Source organism: Streptomyces sp. CB02400 (assembly GCF_001905725.1).
Classification (GTDB): domain Bacteria; phylum Actinomycetota; class Actinomycetes; order Streptomycetales; family Streptomycetaceae; genus Streptomyces; species Streptomyces atrovirens.
Window position 1 is genome coordinate 183,613 of record NZ_LIWB01000017.1, and the last position, 21,994, is coordinate 205,606.

Below are 21,994 nucleotides of genomic sequence, written 5' to 3' on the forward strand. Positions count from 1 at the left end.
GGCGGGTACGCTCATCGCGATATGAGCACCGAGAACCTCCCCCAGAGCCCCGAGCAGCCGTCCCGCAAGCCGCGTGTGGCCGTCGTGTTCGGCGGGCGCAGCTCCGAACACGGGATCTCCGTGGTCACCGCCGGCGCCGTCCTCAAGGCCATCGACCGGACCACGTACGACGTCCTGCCGATCGGCATCACCACGGACGGCCGCTGGGCGCTCACCGCCGACGAGCCGGAACGCATGGCGATCAGCGACCGCCGTACGCCCAGCGTCGACCAGCTCGCCGAGTCGACGGAGGGCGGTGTGGTGCTCCCCGTCGACCCCGCCAGCCGCGAAGTCGTCTACAGCGAGCCGGGTTCGGTGCCCAAGGCGCTCGGCGAGGTCGACGTGGTCTTCCCGGTGCTGCACGGCCCCTACGGCGAGGACGGCACCCTGCAGGGCCTGCTGGAGCTCTCCGGCGTCCCCTACGTCGGCTCGGGCGTGCTCGCCTCGGCCGTCGGCCAGGACAAGGAGTACATGAAGCGGGTGTTCACCTCCTTCGGGCTGAAGGTCGGCCCGTACGTGGTGATCCGGCCGCGCGAGTGGCAGCGGGACGAGTCCGCCGCCCGCAAGAGGATCGTCGACTTCGCCGGCGAGCACGGCTGGCCGCTGTTCGTGAAGCCCGCCCGCGCGGGCTCGTCGATCGGCATCACCAAGGTCGACGACATCTCCGGCCTGGACGAGGCGATCGCCGAGGCCCAGCGCCACGACCCGAAGATCCTCGTCGAGGCGGCGCTGCGCGGCCGTGAGATCGAGTGCGGTGTGCTGGAGTTCGAGGACGGCCCGCGCGCCTCGCTGCCGGCCGAGATCCCGCCGCCCGACGCGCACGCGTACTACGACTTCGAGGCCAAGTACATCGACTCCACGCCCGGCATCGTGCCCGCACCGCTGACCGACGAGGAGACGGCCGAGGTGCGGCGGCTCGCGGTGGAGGCGTTCGACGCGGCCTCGTGCGAGGGGCTGGTCCGCGCGGACTTCTTCCTCACCGAGGACGGCGAGTTCGTGATCAACGAGATCAACACCATGCCCGGCTTCACGCCCATCTCGATGTACCCGCAGATGTGGCAGGCCACCGGGGTGAGCTACCCGGAGCTGGTCGACCTGCTGGTGCGGGCGGCGCTGCGCCGGCCGACCGGGCTGCGCTGAGCCACCGCGCGCGCTCTCCTCAGAAGGCGATCCCCTCGGGGATCGCCTTCTTCAGGGCCGGGGCGAGATCGATCAGTACGCCCGTGCTGTCCCGTCCGTCGACCACCTTCACCTCGACGTACGCCTCGCGGTTGGCGGTGGTGAAGCGCTGTACGTCGTCGTCCCGCGTCTCCATGAGCCAGTCGACGCCGTTCACTCCGCCCGGCACCGCGTCGGCGTCGTTCCCGTTGGCCACCTTGGGGTCGGCCATCTTCGGCGGTCGCTCGACACCGCACCGCAGTATGATCGCCACGCCGCCCCAGCCCGCGGTCAGTTCGGACGCGGGTTCGGGATCGTCGCGACTCTCACCGTCCACCTTCGCCGGCAGGGCCTCGTCCAGGTTCTGACACAGCTTGGTGACCTTCGCGTCCGGGCTGGGAACCGCCGCGGACGCGCTGTCGTCTGCCGAGGAGCAGCCCGCGGCGGCGGTGATCAGCACCGCGAGCGCGGACAGGACGGTGTGCCGGTGACGGAAGGAGTTCACCGGCACAGGGTAGACGGGGGCTACAGATGGACGACCGGGCAGGTCAGGGTGCGGGTGATGCCGTCCACTTGCTGGACTTTGGCGACCACCATGCGGCCCAGGTCGTCGACGGTGTCGGCCTGGGCGCGCACGATCACGTCGTACGGTCCGGTCACGTCCTCGGCCTGGATGACTCCAGGGATCTTGCCGATCAGCTCGGCGACGGTCGACGCCTTGCCGACCTCCGTCTGGATCAGGATGTACGCCTGTACCACGGAACCTCCAGGGCGGCCACGAGGATCATGTGGGGAAAAGGAACGCCACGGTATCGCGTCGCCGCTCCTCGCGGGGAGACCTGCGGGAACCGGGCCTTGCGCGCCGGGGTACAGACACGAGAGAAGTTGACGGTCACTTCGACCGTAGCGAGGACTCGAACGCCTCGCGACCGGGCACGGACAGGGATAGAAGGGTCGAAAGGGAAATGAAGGGCACTGTTGGTGAGCTCGGCGAGTTCGGGCTCATCAGGGAGCTCACCTCCCGCCTCACCACCACCCCGGCGGTCCGGGTCGGCCCCGGCGACGACGCCGCGGTGGTCTCCGCGCCCGACCGCAGGGTCGTGGCCAGTACCGACATCCTGCTGGAGGGCCGGCACTTCCGCCGCGACTGGTCCACGGCCTACGACGTCGGCCGCAAGGCCGCCGCGCAGAACCTCGCCGACATCGCCGCCATGGGCGCCGTGCCGACCGCGCTGCTGCTCGGCCTCGTCGTCCCCGCGGAACTGCCGGTGACCTGGCCCAGCGAGCTGATGGACGGCCTGCGCGACGAATGCCAGGTCGCGGGCGCCGCGGTCGTCGGCGGCGATGTCGTACGCGGCGACACGATCATGGTGTCGATCACCGCGCTCGGCGATCTGCGCAACCAGGAGCCCGTCACCCGGGGCGGAGCGCAGCCCGGTGACCTCGTCGCGGTCACCGGCTGGCTGGGCTGGTCCGCGGCCGGGCACGCGGTGCTCTCCCGCGGGTTCCGCTCGCCGCGCGCCTTCGTCGAGGCGCACCGGCGCCCCGAGCCGCCGTACCACGCGGGACCGGCCGCCGCCGGGCTCGGCGCGACCGCGATGTGCGACGTGAGCGACGGGCTGATCGCCGACCTCGGGCACATCGCCGAGGCCAGCAAGGTCCGTATCGACATCCGTTCCGGCGCGATCGACATCCCCTCGCAGATGAACGACATCGGCCAGGCCGTCGGCGTCGACCCCATGCAGTGGGTGCTGACCGGGGGAGAGGACCACGCGATCGTGGCGACCTTCCCGCCGGACGTGAAGCTGCCCGCCCGCTGGAAGGTGATCGGCGAGGTGCTCAACCCGTCGGCGCTGCCCCAGGTGACGGTCGACGGGGCGCCCTGGACGAGCCAGGGCGGCTGGGACCACTTCGGGGACATCGAGTCATGAGCGCGCCGCCCAGGGTCCTCACCGTGGCCGGCTCCGACTCCGGCGGCGGTGCCGGTATCCAGGCCGATCTGAAGACGATGCTCGCGCTCGGCGTGCACGGCATGAGCGTGCTCACCGCGGTGACCGCGCAGAACTCCCTGGGCGTGCAGGGCGCCTGGGAGCTGCCCGTGGAGGCGGTGCGGGCCCAGTACCGCAGCGTCGTCGACGACATCGGGGTGCAGGCGGTCAAGACCGGCATGCTGTCCTCCGCCGAACTCGTCGAGGCGGTGGCCGACTTGATCGCCGGCACGGACGCGCCGGCGGTCGTCGACCCGGTGGGGGTCTCCAAGCACGGGGACCCGCTGCTCGCGGCCTCCGCGCTGGACTCCGTACGGACGAGGCTGCTGCCGGTGGCGACGGTCGCCACCCCGAACCTGGACGAGGTGGCGCAGCTCACCGGCGTACGGGTCGAGGCGGAGGACGATCTGCGCCGGGCGGCTCGGGCGGTGCTGGAATTCGGGCCGCGCTGGGTGGTGATCAAGGGCGGCCACCTGTCCGGCGACGCCGTGGACCTGCTCACCGACGGGTCCGAGGAACACTGGCTGCGCGCCCCGAGGCACGACAACCGCCACACCCACGGCACGGGCTGCACCCTCGCCTCGGCGATCGCCTCGGAACTGGCGAAGGACCACCCGGTACCGGAGGCGGTGAAGACGGCCAAGTCCTACGTCACCGGAGCGATAGCGTCGGGCTTCGCCCTGGGCACAGGCATAGGCCCGGTGAACCACGCCTGGAACCTGCCCCGACCACGCTAACGCGAGCAGCCGCAGCCGCGACTCCACGCTCCGCGGGCAGTCATGCCGCCTCTCCCACTGCTAACGCGGGCAGCCGCAGCCGCGACTCCACGCTCCGCGAGCAGCCATGCCGCCTCTCCTACCGCTAACGCGAGCAGCCGCAGCCGCCGCTCGGCGATCCGCAGGCAGTCGCGCCTCCGCTCCGCGATCCGCGAGCAGACGCGCCGCTGCCCCTTCCGTTCCCGCGGGCAGTCGTGCCGCTGGGGCGGCACGGGTGGGCGCGACGGCACCCCGCAAGCGCCGGGCTGCGCAGACACCCCCCGGCCCACCCCCACGCCGGCCACCTCGCAAACGCGCCGACGCACAGCAAGAAGCCGGCCCACCCCAAGGTGGACCGGCTGTTGCGGCGAAACCGACTATGGCCGCGCGCTCAGCGAAAGCGTCAGCGCGAGACCTTGCCGGCCTTGATGCACGAGGTGCAGGCATTCACGCGCTTCGGCGTCCCGCCGACCACGGTACGCACACGCTGGATGTTCGGGTTCCAGCGACGAGGCGTACGGCGGTGCGAGTGCGAGATGTTGTTGCCGAAGCCCGGCCCCTTGCCGCAGACGTCGCAGTTGGCAGCCACGGGTCACTCCAAAGACTTCAGATGCACTTACGGTTGATCCCGGCATGCCGGGATCGAATTCCGAGCTCCAGGAGCCCTGTGGAATCTGAGTGGCGTTACCGGGTGAGAGGCCCGATCAGATCGGGCAACCGGAGCAGCATACAACGGCTGCACCCGTAGAACGAAACTACCACGGCAGCTCAGAGGCCCGCCTCCGGCCCTCTTCCGGCGGGCGGCGCCCCACGGTCTACGCTGCCTGCCACGTCCGGCAGCTCAAGGAGGCGCAGGTGGCGCAGGTGCCGCAGACATTCTTCGATGCTCTCGCGGTGCGCTCCTGGTGCGGTCTCGCGCTCGAGGCGCTGGGACGGGCCCGTGAGGAGATCGACGCGATCAACGTCTACCCGGTGGCGGACGGGGACACCGGGACGAACCTCTATCTGACCGTCGAGTCGGCGACCGCGGCGGTGGAAGCGGTGTTCGAGGGGCACGAGGCCGGCGGGGACCGGCGGCCGGCGCTCGCCGACGCCGTACGGGCGATGGCGCACGGTGCGCTGATCGGCGCCCGCGGCAACTCCGGGACGATCCTGGCGCAGCTGCTGCGCGGCATGGCCCAGGTGCTGGCCGGTGACGGCGCCCCGGCACACGCCGACGGGCAAGGGCTGCGGACCGCCCTGCGGCACGCGGCCGACTCCGCGCGCCAGGCCGTCGCCCACCCCGTCGAGGGCACGGTCCTCACCGTCGCCTCGGCCGCCGCCGACGCGGCCGGCCGGGCGGAGGGCGACTGCGGGGCGGTGGCGCGGGCGGCCCACGAGGGAGCCCGCGCGGCACTCGCCGAGACCCCGGCCCGGCTGGCCGTCCTCCAGCGCGCCGGGGTGGTCGACGCGGGCGGCAGGGGCCTGGTGGCGGTGCTCGCGGCACTGGTGGAGACGTTCACGGGGGAGGCGCCGCGAGCGATGCCCGCGGTGGGGGGCCCGTGGAGCGGCTCCGTACGCACCACCGGTCCCGGCCTGCGCACGCGCGTGGAGCATGTGGCCGAGCCGCCCGCCAGAGGCGTAGCGGACTCGGGGGACGGGGAGCGGCGCCACACGCGCGTGGAGGCGCGTGGAGATCTCCCCCAGGGGTCCGCCGAGCCCGCCGAACCCGGTGAGTGCGCCGACGCCGGGGCCGTACCGGGGGCCGGCGGTCCGGCCTTCGAGGTGATCTATCTCCTGGAGGCCGGAGAAGCGGCCGTCGCGCGGCTGCGCGACCGGCTCGACGCGCTGGGCGACTCGCTCGTGGTGGTCGGCGGGGACGGGCTGTGGAACGTCCATGTGCACGTCGACGACGCGGGCGCCGCCGTGGAGGCCGGGGTCGAGGCCGGACGGCCGTACCGGATCCGGATCACCCACTTCGGCGCGGGGGACGTCCACACGACCGGGACCGAGCCGACGGCGACGGCGACGGCGCCCGGGGAACGCGCTCAGCGGGCCGTCGTGGCCGTGGTGCCCGGCGAGGGACTGGCGGATCTGTACGCCGGGGCGGGCGCGACCACCGTGCTCGCCCGCCCCGGGGAGCCGCCCGCGAGTGGCGAACTCGTCCAGGCCGTACGGCGCGCGCACGCGCGGGAGGTGGTGCTGCTGCCCAACGACGCCGACCTGCGCCACACCGCCGCCGCGGCGGCCGAGCAGGTCCGGGCGGAGGGCGTCCGGGTGGCCCTCATCCCGACCCGCTCCGCGGTCCAGGGCATCGCGGCGCTCGCGGTGCACGAGCCGGAGCGCCGCTTCGACGAGGACGTGGTGTCGATGACGTCGGCGGCGGGCGCGACCCGCTACGCCGAGGTCACCGTCGCCGAGCGCCAGTCCTGGACCATGGCGGGCATCTGCCAGGCCGGTGACGTCCTCGGCCTGGTCGACGGGGACGTGGCCGTGATCGGACAGGACCTCACGGCCACCGCCGAGGCCGTCCTCGACCGCATGCTCGCGGCCGGCGGCGAACTGGTCACCCTGGTCCTCGGCGACGACGCCCCCGAATCCGTCGCCGCCCACCTGGAGACCCGCGTCCGCGAGGGCTACCTCGCCGTCGACACGGTGGTGTACCACGGCGGCAGACAGGGTGCCCTGCTGCTCATCGGGGTGGAGTGACACCCGTTGTCAGTGGTGTGGTGTCCAATGGATGCCGTGCCCGCACTGGAAGAACCACTGAAGAAGGTGCTCGGCCCCGCCACCGCGAAGGTGATGGCCGAGCACCTCGGCCTGCACACCGTCGGCGACCTTCTGCACCACTACCCGCGCAGATACGAGGAGCGCGGCCAGCTCACCCACCTCGCCGACCTCCCCATGGACGAGCACGTCACGGTGGTCGCCCAGGTCGCCGACGCCCGCCTGCACACCTTCGCCTCCGCCAAGGCCCCGCGCGGCAAGGGCCAGCGCCTGGAGGTGACCATCACGGACGGCAGCGGCCGACTGCAACTGGTCTTCTTCGGCGCCGGAGTCCACAAACCCCACAAGGAACTCCTGCCGGGCACCCGCGCGATGTTCGCCGGCAAGGTATCCGTCTTCAACCGCCGCCTCCAACTCGCCCACCCCGCGTACGAGTTGCTGCGCGGTGACGCCGAGGAGACGGTCGAGTCCTGGGCCGGCGCCCTCATCCCGATCTACCCCGCCACCGCCAAGCTGGAGTCCTGGAAGATCGGCAAGGCGCTCCAGACGGTCCTGCCCAGCGCCCAGGAGGCCGTCGACCCGCTCCCGGAGTCCCTCCGCGCGGGCCGCGGACTGGCCGCCCTCCCCGAGGCCCTGCTGAAGATCCACCGCCCGCACACCAAGGCGGACATCGAGGACGCCCGCGCCCGCCTCAAATGGGACGAGGCCTTCGTCCTCCAGGTCGCCCTCGCCCGCCGCCGCCACGCCGACGCGCAACTCCCCGCCGTGGCCCGCCACCCCAAGCCGGACGGCCTCCTCACCGCCTTCGACGACCGCCTCCCCTTCACCCTCACCGAGGGCCAGCAGAAGGTCTCCGCCGAGATCTTCACCGACCTCGCCACCGAACACCCCATGCACCGCCTGCTCCAGGGCGAGGTCGGGTCGGGCAAGACGATGGTCGCCCTGCGCGCCATGCTCGCCGTCGTCGACGCGGGCGGGCAGGCGGCGATGCTCGCGCCCACCGAAGTCCTCGCCCAGCAGCACCACCGGTCGGTCACCGAGATGATGGGGGAGCTCGCCGAGGGAGGGATGCTCGGGGGAGCGGAGACCGCCACCAAGGTGGTGCTGCTCACCGGGTCCATGGGGGCGGCGGCGCGGCGCCACGCGCTGCTCGACCTGGCCACCGGCGAGGCCGGCGTCGTCATCGGCACGCACGCGCTGATCGAGGACAAGGTGAAGTTCCACGACCTGGGCCTGGTCGTGGTCGACGAACAGCACCGCTTCGGTGTGGAGCAGCGCGACGCCCTGCGCGGCAAGGGCAAACAGCCCCCGCACCTGCTCGTCATGACCGCCACCCCCATCCCGCGCACGGTCGCGATGACGGTCTTCGGCGACCTGGAGACCTCCGTCCTCGACCAGCTCCCGGCCGGCCGCTCGCCCATCGCCAGCCATGTCGTCCCGGCCGCCGACAAGCCGCACTTCCTCGCCCGCACCTGGGAACGGGTCCGCGAGGAGGTCGCGAACGGCCACCAGGCGTACGTGGTCTGCCCGCGCATCGGTGACGAGGAGGACGACCCGAAGAAGGCCGGCAAGAAGAAGTCCCCCGAGGACGAGGCGGAGAAGCGGCCCCCGCTCGCCGTCCTCGACATCGCGGAGCAGCTCGCGAGAGGGCCGCTGCAAGGGCTCCGGGTCGAGGTCCTGCACGGGCGCATGCAGCCCGACGACAAGGACGCCGTCATGCGCCGCTTCGCCGCCGGCGAGGCCGACGTCCTGGTCGCCACCACCGTCATCGAGGTCGGGGTCAACGTCCCCAACGCCACCGCGATGGTGATCATGGACGCCGACCGCTTCGGCGTCTCCCAGCTCCACCAGCTGCGCGGCCGGGTCGGCCGTGGCTCGGCCCCGGGCCTGTGTCTGCTGGTCACCGAGATGCCCGAGGCGAGCGCGGCCCGGCAGCGGCTGAACGCCGTCGCCGCCACCCTCGACGGCTTCGAACTCTCCCGCATCGACCTGGAACAGCGCCGCGAGGGCGACGTCCTCGGCCAGGCCCAGTCCGGCACCCGCTCCAGCCTGCGCATGCTCGCCGTCATCGACGACGAGGAGATCATCGCCGAGGCAAGGGAGGAGGCGGCAGCGGTGGTGACCGCGGACCCGGACCTGACGAACCTGCCCGCCCTGCGCACGGCCCTGGACGCCCTCTTGGACGAGGAGAGAGAGCAGTACCTGGAGAAAGGCTGAGCGGCAGCGCCCCCGAAGGGGCGCGGGGCTGTATCGATATGCGGCTCCGCCGCGTGGGCGCGACCAGCCACGACGCCGCCGCACCCGCCGCACCACACAAAGCACTTCTTACCCCCGCCTGCCAAACTGAACAAAACGCACCCCACGACCAAGGACCCCAGATGACCCGCGTGATCGCCGGCAAAGCCGGCGGACGCCTCCTAGCCGTCCCGCAGGGAAACCGAACCCGCCCCACCTCCGACCGCGCACGCGAAGGCCTCTTCTCCACCTGGCAGTCCCTGCTCGGCGGCCCGTTGGACGGCGAACGCGTCCTCGACCTGTACGCCGGCTCCGGCGCCGTCGGCCTGGAGGCCCTGTCCCGCGGCGCCGGACACGTCCTGCTCGTGGAGGCCGACGCCCGCGCCGTCCGCACGGTCCGGGAGAACGTGAAGTCGCTCGGACTCCCCGGCGCCGAGGTCGGATCCGGCAAAGCGGAACAGATCATCCGCACGGCGCCCCCGCACGGGCCGTACGACATCGTCTTCCTCGACCCGCCCTACGCCGTCTCGGACGACGATCTCCGCGAGATTCTGCTCACACTCCGCTCGGGGGGCTGGCTCGCCGAAGAAGCCCTCGTCACCGTGGAGCGCAGCACCCGAGGCGGGGAATTCGCCTGGCCGCCCGGCTTCGAGGGGATCCGGGCCCGCCGCTACGGCGAGGGAACGTTTTGGTACGGTCGCGCCGCCTCTACGTGCGAAGACGCACGATGACCGGACCGGAGAGCGAGGGATCACAAGTGCGCCGCGCCGTATGCCCCGGGTCGTTCGACCCGATCACCAACGGACACCTCGACATCATCGCCCGGGCCTCCCGGCTGTACGACGAGGTCTACGTCGCGGTGATGATCAACCAGTCCAAGAAGGGCCTGTTCGAGATCGAGGAGCGGATCGACCTGATCCGCCGGGTCACCGCCGAGTACGGCAACGTCCGCGTCGAGGCCTTCCACGGCCTGCTCGTCGACTTCTGCAAGCAGCGCGACATCCCCGCCATCGTCAAGGGCCTGCGCGCGGTCAGCGACTTCGACTACGAACTGCAGATGGCCCAGATGAACAACGGCCTCTCGGGCGTGGAGACCCTCTTCGTCCCCACCAACCCCACCTACAGCTTCCTGTCCTCCTCGCTCGTCAAGGAGGTCGCGGCCTGGGGCGGCGACGTCGCCCACCTGGTGCCGCCGGAGGTCCTGACGGCCCTCACCGAACGCCTGCGCCAGGACTGACCGTCCGTACCGGCCGTCCGGTGTCCACCGGACGCCCCAGGGCCGTACAGTCGTCCCGTCCGTCTCCAACACAGCTGTAGAGAGTGGCGAGCACACGGTGGACGTGCAGAAGAAGCTCGATGAGATCGTCGCCGCGGTCTCCAGTGCCCGGTCGATGCCCATGTCGGCCTCGTGCGTGGTCAACCGCGCCGAACTGCTCGCGATGCTCGAAGAGGTGCGCGCGGCGCTGCCCGACTCCCTCGCGCAGGCCGAGGAACTGATCGGCGGCCGGGAGCAGATGGTCGAACAGGCCCGTCAGGAGGCCGAGCGGATCATCGAGGGCGCGCACGCCCAGCGCGGCTCCCTGATCTCCGACACCGAGATCGCCCGCCGCTCCCAGTCCGAGGCCGACCGGATCCTCGAGGAGGCCCGCAAGGAGGCCGAGGAGGTCCGCGCGGAGGCCGACGACTACGTCGACTCCAAGCTGGCCAACTTCGAGGTCGTCCTCACCAAGACGCTCGGCTCGGTCGGCCGCGGCCGCGAGAAGCTGCTCGGCACCGGACCAGGCCTCGACGAGCAGGGCTACGAGGACGAGGACGCCCCCGAGCGCAGCCACGACCCGGAGACCCTGCGCCGCAGCGCCGACGAATACGTCGACGTCAAGCTCGGCGCCTTCGAGGCGGTCCTCGCCAAGACCCTGGAGGCGGTCGGGAAGGGCCGGCAGAAGCTGCACGGCCGGATCGCCAGCGACGACCTCGGCGCCCTCGCCGACGACCCGACGACCGTCCAGCACTCCAGCGACGCCGACTACCTCGCCGACCTCGCGTCCCTCGCCGAGCAGGACGCCGCCCCGGCCAAGCAGCCCGAGCCGCAGCAGCAGACCTACGCCCAGCCGGAGCCCGCGTACGGCTATCAGCAGCAGTACGGCGGCCAGCAGGACGCCTATGGCTACCAGCAGGACGCCTACGGTTACCAGCAGGCCGACCCGTACGCCGCCGCGTACCAGGGCTACGACGCGCAGGGGCAGGCGTACGACCCGAACCAGGGGCAGCAGGCCGGGCACGACCAGCAGGCGCAGCAGGCCCAGCAGGGCTACGCCCTGGACGAGACCAGCCTCTTCGACACCAGCATGATCACGCCCGAGCAGTTGCGGGCCTACGAGCGCGAGCGGGGTCTGTAGGGGCGGATTGGGCCGAGAGCGAAAGGTCCAGTATCCTGGCTCTTCGGTCGCGCTTACGTCCGCGATCCACGCTGCCCGGGAACATCGCACGGCAGTGATATCTCTGAGCTCGAAGACCGAAAGCAGGAATGGCTCTGAACGCCCGCCTCGACCACCGCAACCCCCTCGTGTTCGACACGCACGAGCTGGGGAGGCGGCCCGGTGCGCTGCAGCGCCTGACCCGCACGGTCGACGCTCCCCAGGACTTCGGGATCAAGGACGTCATCGGAGTGCCGGAAGGCGCCCCGGTGGAGCTGGAACTCCGGCTCGAGTCGGTCATGGAAGGTGTGCTCGTCACAGGCACCGCCCGTGCCAAGGCCGAGGGGGAGTGCGTAAGGTGTCTGGAGCCGCTGGAGCAGGAGCTCGAAGCGGACTTCCAGGAGATGTTCTCGTACCCTGACGCCGACGACCGGGGCCGCGTGATCGCGGAACCGGGCGACGACGCCGAGGACGACGAGGACAGGCTCTTTCTCGAGGACGGCCTGTTCGACCTCGAGCCTGTGCTGCGCGATGCGGTGGTGCTCGCACTGCCGATGCAGCCGGTGTGCCGGGAAGACTGCCCGGGTCTGTGCTCCGAGTGCGGAGCACGGCTCGCTGACGACCCGGACCACCACCACGATGCCGTCGACATCCGTTGGGCGGCTTTGCAGGGACTCGCCGGCACCATGAGGGACGGCGAGAAGGACGAGATGAGCGGCGCCGAACCGGGCGTCGACGAGAAGCAGGAGAAGTAGCCGTGGCTGTTCCGAAGCGGAAGATGTCGCGCAGCAACACGCGCCACCGCCGGTCGCAGTGGAAGGCTGCGGTCCCCACCCTGGTTGCGTGCGAGCGCTGCCACGAGCCCAAGCAGCAGCACATCGCGTGCCCGTCTTGCGGCACTTACAACAAGCGCCAGGTCCTCGAGGTCTGAGCGGCCGGTGAGAGGCACTGTGTCGACGCCGAAGAAGAACTCAGCGGACCACCAGGCCTCGTCCCACACGCTTCTGGAAGGGCGGCTCGGCTATCAGCTCGAGTCCGCCCTTCTGGTGCGTGCGCTGACCCACCGTTCCTACGCGTACGAGAACGGCGGTCTGCCGACGAACGAGCGGCTGGAGTTCCTCGGGGACTCCGTGCTCGGCCTCGTCGTCACGGACACGCTGTACAACACCCACCCCGACCTGCCCGAAGGCCAGCTGGCCAAGCTGCGGGCCGCGGTGGTCAACTCGCGTGCGCTGGCGGAGGTGGGCCGCGGGCTCGACCTGGGCTCCTTCATCCGGCTCGGCCGCGGTGAAGAGGGCACGGGCGGCCGGGACAAGGCGTCCATCCTCGCCGACACCCTGGAAGCGGTGATCGGCGCCGTCTATCTCGACCAGGGCCTCGACGCGGCCTCCGAACTGGTGCACCGCCTGTTCGACCCGCTGATCGAGAAGTCCTCGAACCTCGGAGCCGGCCTGGACTGGAAGACCAGTCTCCAGGAGCTCACCGCGACCGAAGGACTCGGCGTGCCCGAGTACCTGGTTACGGAGACCGGCCCCGACCACGAGAAGACCTTCACTGCTGCCGCCCGCGTCGGAGGCGTCTCGTACGGCACCGGCACCGGCCGCAGCAAGAAGGAGGCGGAGCAGCAGGCCGCCGAGTCCGCGTGGCGGTCCATCCGGGCCGCGGCGGACGAGCGTGCCAAGGCGGCGGCGGAGGCCGAGGAGGCCGTCCGGACCGCCGAAGCCGATGCCTCCGGGAAGAGCGCCGACGCCCCGTCGGCCTCCGCCTGAAAGAACAGCGCGACCCGAGCGCCCGCCCCCGACCGGGACGGGCGCTCGCGGCGCCAGAGCCTGTCCGGCCGTCCGGGCCGGAGCCGGACGGACGGCCTCGACGCGACGGGACCCCTCACGCACGGCGGATCCCTCGGGCCCGGCGGATCCCCCGGGCACAGGGGGAGAGGCCGGGCGCGGCGAGCCGCCGACCGCCGACGCCCTCCGGACAGCTCCCAGTACACCGGTCCTTGGAGGGGACACCATGCCCGAGCTGCCCGAGGTCGAGGTCGTACGGCGCGGACTCGAGCGGTGGGTCGCCCACCGGACCGTCGCCGACGCCGAGGTGCTGCATCCCCGCGCGGTACGCCGTCACGTCGCCGGCGCCGACGACTTCGCACACCGGCTCAAGGGGCACCGCATCGGCGTCCCCAGCCGCCGCGGCAAGTACCTGTGGCTGCCCCTGGAGGACACCGGCCAGTCGGTCCTGGCCCACCTCGGCATGAGCGGCCAACTGCTGGTGCAGCCGCACACGGCACCGGACGAGAAACACCTGCGCATCCGCGTCCGCTTCACCGACGCCCTGGACACCGAACTCCGCTTCGTCGACCAGCGCACCTTCGGCGGTCTGTCGCTGCACGACACCACCCCCGACGGACTGCCCGACGTCATCGCGCACATCGCCCGGGACCCCCTCGACCCGCTCTTCGACGAGGAGGCGTTCCACCAGGCGCTGCGCCGCAAGCGGACCACCGTCAAGCGGGCCCTGCTCGACCAGTCACTGATCAGCGGCGTCGGCAACATCTACGCCGACGAGGCGCTGTGGCGGGCCCGCATCCACTACGAACGCCCCACGGCCGGCTTCACCCGCCCGCGCACCCTGCTCCTGCTGGGCCACGTCCGGGACGTCATGAACGCCGCGCTCGCGGTGGGCGGCACCAGCTTCGACAGCCTCTACGTCAACGTCAACGGGGAGTCCGGCTACTTCGACCGGTCCCTGGACGCGTACGGCCGTGAGGGTCTGCCCTGCCGCCGTTGCGGTACGCCGGTGCGCCGACGGGCGTGGATGAACCGCTCCAGCTACTTCTGCCCGAGGTGTCAGCGGGCGCCGCGCGTCCCGTCGTAGCGCTCACGCGCCCGGAGCACCGCGTCCATGCTGCCCTCGACGCACTGGATGAGGGAGAGCAGACGCCGGGCGACCTCGTGGCCCAGCGGGGTCAGTTCGTAGTCCACGCGGGGCGGGTTGGTGGGCTGGGCCTCGCGGTGCACCAGCCCGTCACGCTCCAGCGCGTGCAGCGTCTGGGAGAGCATCTTCTCGCTCACCCCGTCGACCCGGCGGCGCAGCTCGTTGAACCGGAGCGAGCCCTCATGGAGCGCGCCGAGGGTCAGCGCGCCCCAGCGCCCGGTCACATGCTCCAGCGTGCCGCGGGACGGGCACGCCTTGGCGAACACGTTGAAGGGGAGCTCCTGCTCCTGCGGGCGCTGCGTGGTCGTCATGGGTCAAGCCTACTTCAGAGCAGCGCTAACCGACAGGTTGCACTAACCAGAAGTTAGTGCTTTCCTTTTCGCATTGCTGGCGAGCTGCTGCTTCGCCTGCTCTCTCGCTTTCCCAAAGCCCTCCCGAGGAGTGTCCACCGTGACCACCCCTGTCGTTTCCATCGCCCATCACTCCGGCTTCGGCCACACCGCCGTCCTCGCCGAAGCCGTGCGCGCGGGTGCCGCCGACGCCGGTGCCGAGGTGCATCTGATCGACGTCGGGACGATCACCGAGGAGCAGTGGGCGACCTTGGACCGCTCGGACGCCATCGTGTTCGGCTCCCCGACCTACATGGGCACCGCCTCCGCCGCCTTCCACGCCTTCGCCGAGGCCACCTCGAAGCGCTGGGGGGACCAGGTGTGGCGGGACAAGCTCGCCGCGGGATTCACCAACTCGGGCTCGAAGAGCGGCGACAAGCTGCACACCCTGCAGTTCTTCCAGATCCTCGCCGCGCAGCTCGGCATGCACTGGGTCAACCTCGGCCTGCTGCCGGGCTGGAACAGCAGCACGGCTTCGGAGAACGACCTCAACCGCCTCGGCGTGTTCGCCGGCGCCGCCGCCCAGACCAATGTCGACGAGGGCCCGGACGCCGTCCACAAGGCCGACACCGCCACGGCGGAGCACCTGGGCCGGAGGGTGGCCCGGACCGCCGAGATCTTCCTGCGGGGCCGGGCGGCCGTCGCCGCGTGACACGAAGGGCGGCGGGCCGGGAAGATCCCGGCCCGCCGTCCTTCGTGCTCATCGCGTATCGCTAGTACCCGAAGTTCTGGGTCCACCACGGGCCGCCCGACCCCATGTGGACGCCCACGCCCAGCGTCTTGAAGTCGCAGTTCAGTATGTTCGCCTTGTGGCCGGGGCTGTCCATCCAGGCCTGCATCACGGCCGCGGCGTCGGCCTGGCCCCGGGCGATGTTCTCGCCGCCCAGGTTGCTTATGCCGGCCGTCTTGGCCCTGTCCCACGGGGTGTCGCCGTCGGGGTCGGTGTGGTCGAAGAAGCCCCGGTCGGCCATGTCGTCGCTGAACGCCGTGGCCAGATCGGTCAGCGCGCTGCTCGCGGTGACCGGGCTGCACCCCACCTTGGCCCGCTCCACGTTGACCAGCCGGAGCACCTCGGCACCGGCGACGGCCTCCGCGGACGAGGGCGCCGGGGCGCTCGTCTTCTTCTCCGGCTCCGGCTCCGGCGTCGCCGTGCGGGACGGCTTCTTCTCCGCGGTCTTCTCGGGGGCCGCCGCGGGCTCCTTCTTCTCCGGGGTCTTCTTCTCCGGGGTCTTCGTCGGCGCGGCCGACGTCGAGGCCGACGCGGACGGCTCGGGCGAGGCGGAGCGCTCGGTGTCACGGCTCGCCGGGGTGCCGGCGTCGCGGCCCGGGCTCTCCAGGCTGCCGGACGTGCCGCCCTGTTCGCTCGGCGAGTTGGTCGGCGCGTTCCCGGCCTGCACGCTGTCACCGGAGGTGCTGTCGCCGCCGAGCTTGTAGTTCTCCAGACCGGGTATCGCGCCCGTGGCCACCGCCACCGTGCCGAGGGCCACCGCGGCGGAGACACCGAGCAGGCCGGTACGGACCGGGGTCGCGGCCTTCTTCTTCCGGCGCCGGTGTCCGTCGGGGCGGGGCGCGTCGTCGTCGGGCGCGAGGCCGTCACCGGCGAAGGCGTGGCCGATCCGGTCCGGGGCGGAGCCGATCCGGTCCGGGCCGGTGCCCGAGAAGTCGGTGCTCGAGAAGTCGGTGCCCGGGAAGCCGCCGTGGGTGAAGTCGCCGTGAGTGAAGTCGCCGCGGGTGAAGTCGCCGCCCCCGGCGGGGGTTCCGGCGCCGTCCGTCGCGTAGAGATAGGCCTCGCTCCTGGCGTACGTCTCGGCGTACGCCTGCGGGTTCAGATACGGCGCGGTGCCCATCGTGGGCGGGCCGTCCCTCCGGTCGCCCCTCGGAAGCGGGCCGCCGTCGTAGGGGTCGTCGTGAGTGACCCCGGTGGCGCGGCCCGTGGCGGCGCGGCCGGCGGCGGAGCGTCGGTGGCGTCCCATGTCCTGGCCTTCCTCGTCCTTGCGGTCGACTCACTGCTGGCGACCAACCCGAAACCCGATGATCACGAAACTCACACGAACGAGTGAGTTTCATATGAGATTCATGGCTGGGGACGCTACCGCATGGCGCAAGGGCCAGGTGTGCCCCAAGTGGCTTTGTCCGGTTAGGTTGCAGCCATGAGCGAGGATGTGCGAATGGTCGCCTGGGTGCGCGGGCGTGTCCAAGGTGTGGGTTTCCGCTGGTTCACCCGGGCCAAGGCGCTGGAGATCGGCGGCCTGAGTGGTTTTGCTCTCAATCTGGGCGACGGCAGGGTCCAAGTGGTCGCCGAGGGCGCCCGCGAACACTGCGAGGGACTGCTCGACTGGCTCCAGGCCGGCGACACGCCCGGGCACGTGGACGGAGTCACCGAGATCTGGGACACACCGCGCGGTGGCTACGAGGGCTTCGCCATCCGCTGATCCCGCCCGCTCCGGCGCTCCCGGGCACCACGGGCGGTCCGCGCGACGAGCCCTCCCCGACGAAAAAGTCCTGGTGATTGCCGAGAAGGGCTTGCCGTGGGTGGCGCCGGCCGTCAGGATGATCGCCACGTCCCGAGGACCCGTGGGATTCGCGCCGCCGCCCTTCGCCGGCCGTGCGCACCCGGTTGTCCGCCAATACGGGGCGTGATCGTGTTGACCCTCAAACTTTTTGGTGAGACGCTGAAAGCCCCGCGCACCTTAGCTGTTTGGCATGGCTGAACGGCAGCACAACTCCAGGCCTGCCAAGCACCGCGGGTGCGAATCCCTCACGACCCACACCGCATCGGTCGGTCACTCATTGTGGAGGACCATCCATCATGGCAAAGGCGCTTCTCGGTTACGTCGGCGGCTCCGACCCTCGACTCCTCGCCGAGATGCGACGGCTCCAGCAGCGCGTCCAGGACCTGGAATCCGAGCTCGTACGGATCCAGGCGGAGAACGACGCGCTTTCGGCTGCCGCTTCTCACGACAGGATCATGGAGAGCGTTGACGCACACCAGGCGGAGCCTGCGCTCACCTGATCACTGCACCGCTGATCACTTCACCGCGCTGTACGAACAGCACAGCAGTGGTCGGGCCTGCCCGTCACCACCGCCAAGCAGTCAGAATTGCAAGGGACGCCCCGGCGTCCCTTCTTTCTTTCCCGCCTCCGTGACCCTGCCCCGGCGCCCGCACCCCGCGCACGGCGCTCCGTGCTCGTTGCCCCGCGCATCCTTTCACCCTCTTCAACGTCTGGTCTGCCCTGCGCGTTCACCCGCGAAACCGCGCGTTCATGGAGTGAGATCCGCCCGGCGGGTAAAGTCCGGCGGCGTGCACCTCAAGGCCCTGACCCTCCGCGGCTTCAAGTCGTTCGCTTCCGCGACCACGCTCCGGTTCGAGCCGGGGATCACGTGCGTCGTGGGTCCGAACGGCTCGGGCAAGTCCAATGTCGTGGACGCGCTCAGCTGGGTCATGGGCGAGCAGGGCGCCAAGTCGCTGCGCGGCGGCAAGATGGAGGACGTCATCTTCGCCGGCACCACCGGCCGCCCCCCGCTGGGCCGTGCCGAGGTGTCCCTGACCATCGACAACTCCGACGGCGCCCTCCCCATCGAGTACGCCGAGGTCACCATCACGCGGATCATGTTCCGCAACGGCGGCAGCGAGTACCAGATCAACGGCGACACCTGCCGGCTCCTCGACATCCAGGAACTGCTCTCCGACTCCGGCATCGGCCGGGAGATGCACGTCATCGTCGGCCAGGGCCGGCTCGACTCCGTACTGCACGCCGACCCCATGGGCCGCCGCGCCTTCATCGAGGAGGCCGCCGGCGTCCTCAAGCACCGCAAGCGCAAGGAGAAGGCGCTGCGGAAGCTGGACGCGATGCAGGCCAACCTCGCACGGGTGCAGGACCTCACCGACGAGCTGCGGCGCCAGCTCAAGCCGCTCGGCCGCCAGGCCGCCGTCGCGCGGCGGGCCGCCGTCATCCAGGCCGACCTGCGCGACGCGCGGCTGCGCCTCCTCGCCGACGACCTCGTACGGCTGCGCGAGGCGCTGCGGGCCGAGATCGCCGACGAGGCCGCCCTCAAGGAGCGCAAGGAGGCGGCCGAGGCCGAGCTGAGGAAGGCCCTCCAGCACGAGGCCCACCTGGAGGACGAGGTACGCCGGCTCGCCCCGCGGCTGCACAGCGCCCAGCAGACCTGGTACGAGCTCTCCCAGCTCGCCGAACGGGTGCGCGGCACGATCTCGCTGGCCGACGCGCGCGTGCAGAGCGCGACCTCCGCGCCCCCCGAGGAGCGGCGCGGCCGGGACCCGGAGGACATGGAGCGCGAGGCCGCCCGCATCCGCGAGCAGGAGGCCGAACTGGAGGCCGCCCTGGAGGCGGCCGAACGCGCACTGGAGGACACGGTCGCCCACCGCGCGGAGCTGGAACGCGAACTCGCCCAGGAGGAGCGGCGGCTGAAGGACGCCGCGCGGGCCATCGCCGACCGGCGCGAGGGGCTCGCCCGGCTCAAGGGGCAGGTGGGCGCGGCCCGTTCGCGTGCCGCCGCCGCCCAGGCGGAGATCGAGCGGCTGGCCGTCGCCCGGGACGAGGCCCAGGAGCGGGCCGCCGCCGCGCAGGAGGAGTACGAGGCCCTCAAGGCCGAGGTCGACGGCCTCGACGCGGACGACGCGGAACTCGCCGAGCTGCACGATGCCGCCAAGCGGCGGCTCGCGGATGCGGAGGCCGCCCTCACCGCCGCCCGCGAGGCGGCCACCGCCGCCGAACGCAGCCGCGCGGCGACCCAGGCCCGCCATGAGGCCCTCGCCCTCGGCCTGCGCCGCAAGGACGGCACCGGAGCTTTGCTGGACGCGAAGGACCGCCTCACCGGGTTGCTGGGCCCGGCCGCGGAACTGCTGACGGTGACGCCCGGCTACGAGGTACCGCTCGCGGCCGCGTTCGGCACGGCGGCAGACGCCCTCGCGGCCACCTCACCGTCCGCCGCGGCCGATGCCATCCGTCTCCTACGCAAACAGGACGCGGGCCGCGCAACCCTCCTCCTGACAGAAGCAGAGGGAACACCTCCCCAAAGGGGCGCGGGGAACTGCGCGACCGGCCACGACGCACCCGCAGCCGCCTGCCCTGCCGAGCATCCCGCCGAGAACCTGGCCGACGGGCCCACTGCAGCCCTCCAAAGGGGCGCGGGGAACTGCGCGACCGGCCACGACGCACCCGCAGCCGCCCTCCCCGCCGAGCGCCTCGTCAGCGGACCCCCCGAGCTCATGCCGGCCGTGCGACGGCTACTGCACCGCATCGTCGTCGTCGGCACCCTGGAGGACGCCGAGGAAGTCGTCGGCGCCCACCCCGACCTCACCGCCGTCACCGCCGAAGGCGACCTGCTCGGCGTCCACTTCGCGCAGGGCGGTTCCGCAGGCGCCCCCAGCCTGCTGGAAGTACAGGCATCCGTGGACGAGGCCGCCGCCGAGCTGGCGGAGCTGGCCGTACGCTGCGCGGAGCTGGCCGAGGCGCAGGAGGCGGCCACCGGCCGGCGCCGGGAGTGCGCGGTGCTCGTCGAGGAACTCGGGGAGCGGCGCCGGGCCGCGGACCGGGAGAAGTCCTCCGTCGCCCAGCAGCTCGGCCGGCTCGCCGGACAGGCACGCGGTGCCGCCGGGGAGGCCGAGCGGGCCGGCGCCGCCGCGGCCCGGGCACAGGAAGCCCTCGACAAGGCGCTCATCGACGTCGAGGAACTCGCCGAGCGGCTCGCCGTCGCCGAGGAGATGCCGTACGAGGAGGAGCCCGACACCGCCGTACGCGACCGGCTCGCCGCCGACGGGGCCAACGCCCGCCAGACCGAGATGGAGGCCCGCCTCCAGGCCCGTACGCACGAGGAACGGGTCAAGGGGCTCGCCGGACGAGCCGACTCCCTCGACCGTGCCGCCCGCGCGGAACGCGAGGCACGCGCGCGTGCCGAACAGCGCCGGGCCCGGCTGCGCCACGAGGCGGAAGTCGCCCGGGCCGTCGCCGCCGGCGCCCGGACGCTCCTCGCGCACGTCGAGGTCTCCCTCGCCCGCGCCGACCAGGAGCGCACCGCCGCCGACGCCGCCAAGGCCCGCCGCGAGCAGGAACTCGCCCGTGCCCGCGCCGAGGGACGCGATCTCAAGGCGGAACTCGACAAGTTGACGGATTCAGTTCACCGGGGCGAGGTACTCGGCGCCGAGAAACGGCTGCGGATGGAGCAGCTGGAGACCAAGGCGCTGGAGGAACTGGGTGTCGAGCCGGCGGGGCTGGTGTCGGAGTACGGCCCGCACCAGCCGGTGCCGCCCTCGCCCCCCGCCGAGGGCGAACAGCTGCCGGAGGACCCGGAGCACCCGCGCAACAGGCCCCGCCCCTTCGTACGGGCCGAGCAGGAGAAGCGCCTGAAGGCCGCCGAGCGCGCCTACCAGCAGCTCGGCAAGGTGAACCCGCTCGCCCTGGAGGAGTTCGCGGCGCTCGAGGAACGCCACCAGTTCCTCGGCGAGCAGCTGGAGGACCTGAAGAAGACCCGCGCGGATCTGCTCCAGGTCGTCAAGGAGGTCGACGAACGCGTCGAGCAGGTGTTCACCGAGGCCTACCGGGACACCGCGCGTGAGTTCGAGGGCGTCTTCTCCCGGCTGTTCCCGGGCGGCGAGGGGCGGCTGGTGCTGACCGACCCCGACAACATGCTCACCACGGGCGTGGAGGTCGAGGCGCGTCCGCCCGGCAAGAAGGTCAAGCGGCTCTCCCTGCTCTCGGGCGGCGAACGGTCGCTGACCGCCGTGGCGATGCTCGTGTCGATCTTCAAGGCGCGGCCCAGCCCGTTCTACGTCATGGACGAGGTCGAGGCCGCCCTCGACGACACCAACCTCCAGCGGCTGATCCGGATCATGCAGGAGCTGCAGGAGCTGCAGGAGGTCTCGCAGCTGATCGTGATCACGCACCAGAAGCGCACCATGGAGGTCGCCGACGCGCTCTACGGCGTCTCCATGCAGGGCGACGGCGTGTCCAAGGTCATCAGCCAGCGGCTGCGCTAGACCGACACACAATCTTCAAGTACTGAACGATCTTTACTCCGTCGCGTCTTAAAACTCACAGCACACGGCCTATTGACTTCAAAAGTTGAAGGCATAGTCTCTGCAATGTTGTTTTTACCTTCAGGTACCTTCAGCTGGACCTCGAAGGGCTGACCCCCCATCCGGCGATGTTGCCGGTGGCCCGAGGAGTACACGTGACCAGCACAGCGCAGGCACAGAAGTCAGGAGCCAGGACGGCTCATCCCGAGCATCTCGGGCACGTCATCTTCATCGCGGCGGCGGCCGCCATGGGCGGTTTCCTCTTCGGCTACGACAGTTCCGTGATCAACGGTGCCGTCGAGGCCGTCCGTGACCGCTACGACATCGGCTCCGCCGCGC

21 protein-coding genes and 1 pseudogene are annotated in these 21,994 nt (G+C 71.5%); 17 read left to right on the forward strand and 5 right to left on the reverse strand.

The window, feature by feature from the left end; translation table 11 throughout:
* Positions 1 to 21: 21 nt before the first annotated feature.
* Positions 22 to 1,179 (forward strand): D-alanine--D-alanine ligase family protein, encoded by a 1,158-nt coding sequence (locus AMK33_RS31775; RefSeq protein WP_073936456.1) that lies wholly within the window; start codon positions 22 to 24, stop codon positions 1,177 to 1,179.
* Positions 1,180 to 1,198: 19 nt separating this feature from the next.
* Here AMK33_RS31775 and AMK33_RS31780 read toward each other — a convergent pair whose 3' ends face one another.
* Positions 1,199 to 1,702, reverse strand: coding sequence for a DUF3515 domain-containing protein (locus tag AMK33_RS31780; protein ID WP_073936477.1), 504 nt, complete (start codon positions 1,700 to 1,702; stop codon positions 1,199 to 1,201).
* A 20-nt stretch (positions 1,703 to 1,722) separates the two neighbouring features.
* Positions 1,723 to 1,956, reverse strand: a complete 234-nt coding sequence (locus tag AMK33_RS31785) for an Lrp/AsnC family transcriptional regulator (RefSeq protein WP_037933238.1) — start codon at positions 1,954 to 1,956, stop codon at positions 1,723 to 1,725.
* 206 nt (positions 1,957 to 2,162) lie between these two features.
* Between AMK33_RS31785 and AMK33_RS31790 the strand changes: the two genes are divergently transcribed.
* Together AMK33_RS31790 and thiD are read left to right on the forward strand one after the other, a co-directional pair.
* Complete coding sequence (locus AMK33_RS31790) at positions 2,163 to 3,128, forward strand: thiamine-phosphate kinase (RefSeq protein ID WP_073936457.1); 966 nt, start codon at positions 2,163 to 2,165, stop codon at positions 3,126 to 3,128.
* The gene (gene thiD / locus AMK33_RS31795; protein WP_073936458.1) at positions 3,125 to 3,922 is read left to right on the forward strand and encodes a bifunctional hydroxymethylpyrimidine kinase/phosphomethylpyrimidine kinase; all 798 of its coding nucleotides are present in this window, start codon (positions 3,125 to 3,127) and stop codon (positions 3,920 to 3,922) included. Before AMK33_RS31790 ends, thiD begins: the two co-directional genes overlap by 4 nt.
* A 421-nt stretch (positions 3,923 to 4,343) precedes the next feature.
* Here thiD and rpmB read toward each other — a convergent pair whose 3' ends face one another.
* A complete protein-coding gene (gene rpmB / locus AMK33_RS31800; RefSeq protein WP_004924906.1) occupies positions 4,344 to 4,529 on the reverse strand; it encodes a 50S ribosomal protein L28 in 186 nt (61 codons plus the stop codon).
* A 266-nt stretch (positions 4,530 to 4,795) separates the two neighbouring features.
* Between rpmB and AMK33_RS31805 the strand changes: the two genes are divergently transcribed.
* From AMK33_RS31805 to mutM, 9 genes are all read left to right on the forward strand, one after another.
* On the forward strand, positions 4,796 to 6,628 hold the full coding sequence (locus AMK33_RS31805; RefSeq protein WP_073936459.1) for a DAK2 domain-containing protein: 1,833 nt from the start codon (positions 4,796 to 4,798) through the stop codon (positions 6,626 to 6,628).
* 27 nt (positions 6,629 to 6,655) lie between these two features.
* Complete coding sequence (gene recG / locus AMK33_RS31810; RefSeq protein WP_073936460.1) at positions 6,656 to 8,863, forward strand: ATP-dependent DNA helicase RecG; 2,208 nt, start codon at positions 6,656 to 6,658, stop codon at positions 8,861 to 8,863.
* A 161-nt stretch (positions 8,864 to 9,024) separates the two neighbouring features.
* Positions 9,025 to 9,612 carry a 16S rRNA (guanine(966)-N(2))-methyltransferase RsmD gene (gene rsmD, locus AMK33_RS31815; protein WP_073936461.1) on the forward strand — a complete coding sequence of 196 codons (588 nt, stop codon included), beginning with the start codon at positions 9,025 to 9,027 and terminating at the stop codon, positions 9,610 to 9,612.
* 26 nt (positions 9,613 to 9,638) lie between these two features.
* The gene (gene coaD / locus AMK33_RS31820) at positions 9,639 to 10,118 is read left to right on the forward strand and encodes a pantetheine-phosphate adenylyltransferase (RefSeq protein ID WP_201263114.1); all 480 of its coding nucleotides are present in this window, start codon (positions 9,639 to 9,641) and stop codon (positions 10,116 to 10,118) included.
* Positions 10,119 to 10,215: 97 nt separating this feature from the next.
* Positions 10,216 to 11,277: an ATP synthase F0 subunit B gene (locus AMK33_RS31825; protein WP_073936463.1), complete on the forward strand. Its 1,062-nt coding sequence runs from the start codon at positions 10,216 to 10,218 to the stop codon at positions 11,275 to 11,277.
* Between the two features lie 128 nt (positions 11,278 to 11,405).
* A complete protein-coding gene (locus tag AMK33_RS31830) occupies positions 11,406 to 12,050 on the forward strand; it encodes a YceD family protein (RefSeq protein WP_073936464.1) in 645 nt (214 codons plus the stop codon).
* 2 nt (positions 12,051 to 12,052) lie between these two features.
* A complete protein-coding gene (rpmF, locus tag AMK33_RS31835; protein ID WP_003951102.1) occupies positions 12,053 to 12,226 on the forward strand; it encodes a 50S ribosomal protein L32 in 174 nt (57 codons plus the stop codon).
* A 19-nt stretch (positions 12,227 to 12,245) separates the two neighbouring features.
* Entirely contained in the window at positions 12,246 to 13,064 is an 819-nt protein-coding gene (gene rnc / locus AMK33_RS31840; protein WP_073936465.1) for a ribonuclease III, read from the forward strand.
* Positions 13,065 to 13,308: 244 nt separating this feature from the next.
* On the forward strand, positions 13,309 to 14,169 hold the full coding sequence (mutM, locus tag AMK33_RS31845; RefSeq protein ID WP_073936466.1) for a bifunctional DNA-formamidopyrimidine glycosylase/DNA-(apurinic or apyrimidinic site) lyase: 861 nt from the start codon (positions 13,309 to 13,311) through the stop codon (positions 14,167 to 14,169).
* On the opposite strand, the gene AMK33_RS31850 is transcribed toward mutM, so the two are convergent.
* The gene (locus AMK33_RS31850; RefSeq protein ID WP_073936467.1) at positions 14,142 to 14,540 is read right to left on the reverse strand and encodes a winged helix-turn-helix transcriptional regulator; all 399 of its coding nucleotides are present in this window, start codon (positions 14,538 to 14,540) and stop codon (positions 14,142 to 14,144) included. The genes mutM and AMK33_RS31850 overlap by 28 nt on opposite strands.
* Positions 14,541 to 14,679: 139 nt before the next feature.
* Here AMK33_RS31850 and AMK33_RS31855 point away from each other — a divergent pair, with 139 nt between their 5' ends.
* Positions 14,680 to 15,270 (forward strand): flavodoxin family protein, encoded by a 591-nt coding sequence (locus AMK33_RS31855; RefSeq protein WP_073936468.1) that lies wholly within the window; start codon positions 14,680 to 14,682, stop codon positions 15,268 to 15,270.
* A gap of 61 nt (positions 15,271 to 15,331) precedes the next feature.
* On the opposite strand, the gene AMK33_RS31860 is transcribed toward AMK33_RS31855, so the two are convergent.
* Complete coding sequence (locus AMK33_RS31860) at positions 15,332 to 16,591, reverse strand: CAP domain-containing protein (RefSeq protein ID WP_073936469.1); 1,260 nt, start codon at positions 16,589 to 16,591, stop codon at positions 15,332 to 15,334.
* A gap of 177 nt (positions 16,592 to 16,768) precedes the next feature.
* Between AMK33_RS31860 and AMK33_RS31865 the strand changes: the two genes are divergently transcribed.
* The 4 genes and pseudogenes from AMK33_RS31865 to AMK33_RS31880 form a co-directional block, all read left to right on the forward strand.
* The gene (locus tag AMK33_RS31865; RefSeq protein ID WP_073936470.1) at positions 16,769 to 17,050 is read left to right on the forward strand and encodes an acylphosphatase; all 282 of its coding nucleotides are present in this window, start codon (positions 16,769 to 16,771) and stop codon (positions 17,048 to 17,050) included.
* 377 nt (positions 17,051 to 17,427) lie between these two features.
* Positions 17,428 to 17,631, forward strand: a complete 204-nt coding sequence (locus AMK33_RS31870; protein WP_073936471.1) for a hypothetical protein — start codon at positions 17,428 to 17,430, stop codon at positions 17,629 to 17,631.
* A 289-nt stretch (positions 17,632 to 17,920) separates the two neighbouring features.
* A complete protein-coding gene (locus AMK33_RS31875; RefSeq protein WP_073936472.1) occupies positions 17,921 to 21,616 on the forward strand; it encodes an AAA family ATPase in 3,696 nt (1,231 codons plus the stop codon).
* Between the two features lie 194 nt (positions 21,617 to 21,810).
* Positions 21,811 to 21,994 (forward strand): annotated as a pseudogene (locus AMK33_RS31880) (sugar porter family MFS transporter); the annotation flags it as partial.